Raw genomic sequence first — 6300 nt, 5'->3', positions numbered from 1 at the left:
CGGTATCAGCCGCACCGGCGACGGTAGTCCCCATGAACAGCACAGCAATCGCGGCCTCCGGGCTGCGGAAGTCATACGGGGACAAGACGATCCTCGACGGCATAGACCTCACCGTCGGCGCGGGCACGATCTTCTCGCTGCTCGGTCCGAACGGTGCGGGCAAGACGACCACGGTGAACGTCCTGACCACGTTGTTGCGGGCGGACGGCGGAACGGCCAGCGTGGCGGGCCACGACCTGGCGACCGAGACCACAGCGGTGCGCGCGGCCATCGGCGTCACCGGCCAGTTCGCGGCGGTCGACGATCTGCTCACCGGCGAGGAGAACCTGAAGCTGATGGCGGATCTGCACCGCCTGCGCGGCACGGCGGGCAAGCGGGTGGTCACCGAGCTGCTGGAACGATTCGATCTGGTGGAGTCGGCGCGCAAGCCGGCGTCGTCCTACTCCGGCGGCATGCGCCGGAAACTGGATCTGGCGATGACCCTGGTCACCAAGCCGGAGATCGTCTTCCTGGACGAGCCGACCACCGGACTGGATCCCCGCAGCAGGCGCACCATGTGGGAGATCGTGCGGGAGCTGACCGCCGACGGCGTGACCATCTTCCTCACCACCCAGTACCTCGAGGAAGCCGATCAGCTGGCCGACCGGATCGCGGTCCTCGACCAGGGCCGCATCGTCGCCGAAGGCACCGCCGACGAGCTCAAGCGCCGCGTCCCCGGCAGCCACATCCAGCTGCGGTTCACCGAGGCCACGGAACTGGCGGCGGCGGCACGGATCCTGCCTGGCGCCACCCCCGACGACGAGACGCTGGCCCTGCGGGTCCCCGGCGACGGCAGCTCGAAATCCCTGCGGGCCCTGCTGGATCAGCTCGCCGCCCACTCGCTCGAGGCCGACCAGGTCTCCATCCACACCCCTGATCTCGACGATGTCTTTCTTGCCCTGACCGGGCACGCCACCACGGAGGCCGAAGCACGATGAGCACTCTTTCCGTCAGCGATTCCCTGTTCGACGCATCGGTCATGTTGCGCCGCAACTTCACCCACATCACCCGTTCCCCGGTCACGATCTTCAACGCGGCGCTGATGCCCGTGGTGATGATGCTGATCTTCGTCTACGTCTTCGGCGACGCGTTCGACGTCGGCGACAACTACATCGACTACGCCGTACCGGGCATGCTGATGCTGGCCATCAGTTACGGCCTGTCGGGCACCGCGGTCTCGGTGAGCTCCGACATGACCACCGGTGTCATCAACCGGTTCAAGGTCATGGATGTCTCCCGCGGCGCCGTGCTCACCGGCCATGTCGCGGCGAGCATGGTGACCAACATGGTCGCCGTCGCCTCCGTCCTCGCCGTCGGCTTCGCGCTGGGATTCCGCTCCCCGGCGACCGCTGTGCAGTGGCTGGGCGCGCTCGGCGTCCTGCTGGCCACGGCCTTCGCCGCGGCCTGGCTCACCGTCGCGCTCGGCATCGCCGCGAAAACCCCTGAAGCCGCGGGTATGTCGGTGGTGCCGCTGATCATGCTGCCCTTCGTGAGCAGCGCGATCGTGCCCGCGGAGAAGATGGGTCCCGGCGTCCGCCAGTTCGCCGAGTACCAGCCTTTCACCCCGATCATCGAATCCCTGCGCGGATTCCTGGCAGGCGACCCCTCCGCCGGTTACACCGCCGCCGCGCTCGCCTGGTGCGCCGGGTTCGCCATCGTCGGATACCTGTGGTCGCGTGCCACGTTCACCAAGCGAGCGTGAGTGCCACCAGTTCCGGCCTGCTCGCCAGCGCACCCTCCCGCATCGCCTCGGTGAATCCCTTGTCACCGAGGCGATGTCGTGCTGTCCGCTCGATGCGGGCGGTGTCCGGCTGGGAGAGATCGGGCAGCCCGCGCGTCGCGGTACTGGCCGCGAGCAGCCGCGCGGCCTGCTCGTACTGCTCGGCGCGCAAGGCCAGGTCCGCGATCCCGACGAGCACCTGGGCCAACAGGGGCGCGTGGCCGGCCGCCGACGCCGCCCGGAAGGCCGCGCCGTGGTGTGCGCGCGCCTCGTCGATACCGTCCGCGACGTAGCCGAGCATGTCCTGCATCATGGCGCTGACGATGGGTTGCTCGGCGTCGCGGCCGACCAGCGTACGGACGAGGTCGATCTGCCCGCGCACCAGTGCGGTATCGCCGTTCCACCTGGCCAGCTCGGCGCGCACCAAGGCGACTTCGGCCAGCGCGGTCGGCCACCCGGTCTGATCCGCGCACCGCTGCGCTTCGGCCAGAGCGGCCGCGCCGGCCTCGGCGTCGTCGAGCAGCCAGAACAGCTGAGCCTGCCGCGCTCGCATGCGCACCACGTCCTCGAGGGTGCCGACCTCGGTGACCACCGCGATGCCCTGTTCGAAAAGCTCACAGGCACTGGCGAATTCGCCACGCATGGCGGTCCGGTTCGCCAGCTCGGTGAGCGCGAACGACATCCCCCAGCGCTCGCCGATGGCCCGGAATTCGGTGAGCGCCTGCTCGAGATACTCATCGGCCTCGCGCCCTTCGTGGCCGAGCACGGTGCGCAGCTTGCCCAGCTGCAGCCGCGCCAAGGCCCGGACCCACGGGTCCTCGTCGGTGAGCCGAGATTCGAACGCGGGCAGGAATTCCGCAGGGCCGGCCAGCATGCGCTCGAGCACGTCGGCGAAGCGCAGCGCCGGATGGCCACCCTCGACGCCACGGCTGAAGTGATACGCCTTGTGAATCCACTCCTCGACCCCGTGCTCGTCGTCACGTCCCGAGCTCAGGAAATGGACAACCAGCGCGTAGACCGTCGCCCGGGTCTCGTCGTCCACGTCGCCGGGCACCTCGGTGGCCGCGAGGATGAACTCCGTGCCCTCGGCCTTGTATCCGGCCAGCCACCAGTACCAGCCCGCGGCCGCCGCCAGCCGCATCGCCCCGCTCGCGTCGCCGTCGGCCAGCGCGCAGCGCATCGCCGTCGCGAGGTTGTCGTGCTCGGCCGCGAGAACGGCGAGCCACTCCAGTTGCTCGGCGCGGCGCAGGTGCGGTTCCGCGGTGCCCGCGAGGCCGGTGAAGTACGTCAGATGCGCTCGGCGTGCGGAATCCGCGCCGCCCGCCTCGTCGAGCCGGGCCGCGGCGTACTGCTTGATCGTCTCGAGCATGCGGTAGCGGGGGTTCGCGTCCTCGGTGACGAGCAACAGCGATTTCTCGGTCAGTGCGGTGAGCAGCTCGAGCACCTCCCACTGCTCGACCCCCGCGTCGTTCGCGCAAACCTGTTCGGCCGCTTCCAGACTCGCGCCGCCGGTGAACACCGCGAGCCTGCTCAGCACTATCCGTTCGGTGTCGCTGAGCAGTTCCCAGCTCCAGTCGACCACCGCGCGCAAGGTCCGGTGCTGCGCGATCGCGGTGCGGCTGCCGCCGGTCAGCAGGCGGAACCGATCATCGAGGCGGTGGGCGAGCTGATCGAGGGACATGGTGCGCAAGCGGGCCGCGGCCAGTTCGATCGCCAGCGGTATGCCGTCGAGAGCCCGGCAGACCCGTGCCATGGTCGCCAGGGTCGCCGCGTCGATCGTGAGATCTTTGCGCACCGCGCCCGCCCGGTCCCGCAACAGCGCGACGGCGGGCGAGGTCTCGATCTCACGGGGATCGGCGTCGTCGGCGGGGACCGTCAGCGGCTCGACCTGCCACAGCGCCTCGCCGGTGATGCCCAGCGGTTCCCTGCTCGTCGCGAGGATCCGCAGCCGGGTGCACTCGCCGAGGATCCGGTGGGCGAAGGCGGCCGCGGATTCGATCAGATGCTCGCAGTTGTCCAGGATCAGCAGCGTCTCGCGGTCGCGGATCGCCGCGATGAGCCGGTCCATCGGTTCGGCGTTCGGTGGGCTGCCGAGCAGCGCGTCGCGGAGTCCGAGGGCAGCGAACGCGGTCTGCGCCAGGTCGCCGCTGCCGTCGGCGGCGGCCAGTTCCACCAGCCAGGCACCGTCGGGCAGGTCGTCGAGCATGGTCCGCGCGGTCTCCACCGCGAGCCGGGTCTTGCCCGAGCCGCCCGGCCCGGTGACCGTCGTCAGGCGGTGTGCCGCGATGAGTTCGCGGACGGCGGCGATGTCGGCGCGCTTGCCGACATAGCTGGTCAACTCGGCACGCAGGTTCGTCGTGCGTTCGGTGGGTCGCGCGCCCACTTCGCCGCGCAGCAGCGCGACATGCAGGGCGGACAGTTCCGGCGATGGGTCGACACCCAGTTCGTCGGCCAAGGACTCCCGTGCCCGCTGGTACACGACCAGCGCCTCGGCGCCTCGGCCCGCGGCGCCCAATGCCCGCATGAGCGACGCGACGAGCCGTTCCCGCACCGGATGCTCGGCCACCAGCTCGGTGAGCTCCGCGACCACTTCGGGGCCACGGCCCAACCGGATCTCGGCTTCGTAGCGATCCTCGAAGGCGGCCAGGCGCAGGCCGTCGAATCGGGTGATGACCGGGTCGAACGCCTCGTTGTCGCCGAGGTCGCGCATCGCCTCGCCGCGCCACAATTCCAGTGCCTCGCGCAGCAGCTGCGCTTGCCGGGCGTCGTCGCCGCCGCGGGCCTGGTCGAGGAGCTGTTCGAACCGCACGGCGTCGACCGCGCGGGGTTCCACGGTCAGCCGGTAACCGCCCGCAGCCACCTCGACGCAGCCGTCGGGCAGCAGCCGCCGCAACCGGGAAACCAACGCCTGCAAGGCATTCGCCGCGTCGGAGGGGGGTTGTTCACCCCAGATCAAGTCGACGAGTTTCGACTTGGAGACAGCGCGGCCAGGTTCCAGCGCGAGGGCGATGAGCAGCGTCCGCAGCCGGGCGCCCGGTATCGCTATCGATCCACCGTCCTGCGTTCGGATCTCCAGCGGTCCAAGCATTCCGATCTGCACCTGGCCATTGTGCCCTGCAAGTCAAACGGGTCGCGTGTCGTGGTGGACACCCGTCCGACCGGCGCGGATTTCGTATCAGCCGGTACGTCAGGCCGGTGTCAGGTCCGTGTCAGCGGCGCTCGCGACAGTAGTCACATCAACCGAACGGCAACACCCACCGAGGAGCACGAGATGATCACCTTCCAGACCCCCGCCCCGATCGCCGTCACCGTCGATGTTCTCTCCGCCGGTGTCACTGTCATCGCCTCCGATCGCAGCGACACCACCGTCGAGATCAAGCCCGCCGACGCGACCAAGAAGGCCGACGTGCGCGCCGCCGAGCAGACCACCGTCGATTTCACCGACGGCGCTCTGACGGTGACCACGCCGAAGAGCTGGCGCACCCACACCCCCTTCGGTGGCAACCCCACCATCGAAGTGACCATCCAGGTCCCCGCCGGTTCGCGGCTGAAGAGCACCGCCGGTGTCGGGCACCTGCTCGGCGCCGGCGCGCTCGGCTCGTGTGACGTGACGGTCTCGCTCGGCGACATCGTCATCGAGCGCCCGCAGGGTTCGGTGACCGCGAAGGCGGCCAAGGGCAACATCCGCATCGGTGAAGCAGTCCGCGGCGAACTGCGCCTGGAGACCTCTGTCGGCGAGCTGGAGGTCGGCATCAGCCCCACCAGCGCGGTGCGCCTGGAGACCAGCACCACCATCGGCACCGTGCACAACATGATCAGCCCGGTCGCCGCGGCGCACGACCCGGCCGACACCGTCGAGGTGTTCGCGCGAAACAGCGTCGGCAACATCGTCATCGGGCACATCGTCGCCGCGTGAACGGCCTCGGCCACCGCGTGGGCCGCGCCGAACCGGTGCGGCCCATGCCCATTCAGCGCTCCGGCGCGTGTCTTCGACAAGGAGAAACCGATGAGTGAATTTCCCGTCCCGCACGGCCTTCCGCAGCATCGCGATGCCGGTCCCTTCGATCCGCCCAGCGAGATCACCCGGCTTCGTGAGGCTCGCCCCGTCAGCCCGCTGCTCTTCCCCGATGGTCACGAAGGCTGGGTGGTCACCGGCTACGAAGCTGTCCGCCGGCTCCTGGCCGACACCCGGTTCAGCTCCCGCCAGGACCTCGGCATCGTGCACGTGGCGTACGAGACCCCCGGCATGCCCGTCCAGACCGAGCCGTCGCCGCAGACCCCGGGCTTGTTCGTCGCCATGGACCCGCCGGACCACACCCGGCTGCGGCGCAAGCTCATCGGCGCATTCACCGTCAAACGGATGAAGCAGCTCGAAGACCACATCATCGAGATCACCGAGCGGCAGCTGGACGAGATGGCGCGGCTGACTCCGCCGGTCGACCTGGTCAAGGAGTTCGCGCTGCCGGTGCCCTCGCTGGTGATCTGCGAACTGCTCGGCGTTCCGTACGCGGACCGGGAGACCTTCCAGGTCAACTCGGCCC

The 6300-nt window shown here is 69.6% G+C and carries 4 protein-coding genes and 1 pseudogene; 4 read left to right on the top strand and 1 reads right to left on the bottom strand.

Going from position 1 to position 6300, the window contains the following annotated elements; genetic code table 11:
• Positions 1-32 precede the first annotated feature (32 nt).
• Positions 33-977 (top strand): ATP-binding cassette domain-containing protein, encoded by a 945-nt coding sequence (locus ACFWPJ_RS21735; RefSeq protein WP_378854034.1) that lies wholly within the window; start codon positions 33-35, stop codon positions 975-977.
• Complete coding sequence (locus ACFWPJ_RS21730) at positions 974-1741, top strand: ABC transporter permease (RefSeq protein WP_378854032.1); 768 nt, start codon at positions 974-976, stop codon at positions 1739-1741. The genes ACFWPJ_RS21735 and ACFWPJ_RS21730 overlap by 4 nt, the downstream gene beginning before the upstream one ends.
• Here ACFWPJ_RS21730 and ACFWPJ_RS21725 read toward each other — a convergent pair.
• Complete coding sequence (locus ACFWPJ_RS21725; RefSeq protein ID WP_378854030.1) at positions 1725-4859, bottom strand: BTAD domain-containing putative transcriptional regulator; 3135 nt, start codon at positions 4857-4859, stop codon at positions 1725-1727. The genes ACFWPJ_RS21730 and ACFWPJ_RS21725 overlap by 17 nt on opposite strands.
• Positions 4860-5030: 171 nt before the next feature.
• Between ACFWPJ_RS21725 and ACFWPJ_RS21720 the strand changes: the two genes are divergently transcribed.
• Positions 5031-5675 (top strand): DUF4097 family beta strand repeat-containing protein, encoded by a 645-nt coding sequence (locus ACFWPJ_RS21720; protein WP_378854028.1) that lies wholly within the window; start codon positions 5031-5033, stop codon positions 5673-5675.
• A 90-nt stretch (positions 5676-5765) separates the two neighbouring features.
• Positions 5766-6300, top strand: a pseudogene (locus tag ACFWPJ_RS21715) (cytochrome P450); the annotation flags it as partial.

This window comes from Nocardia sp. NPDC058497 (assembly GCF_042720195.1).
Taxonomy (GTDB): Bacteria; Actinomycetota; Actinomycetes; order Mycobacteriales; family Mycobacteriaceae; genus Nocardia.
Note: the sequence above shows the minus strand (reverse complement) of the source record. Positions and strands in the feature narration are given on the sequence as shown.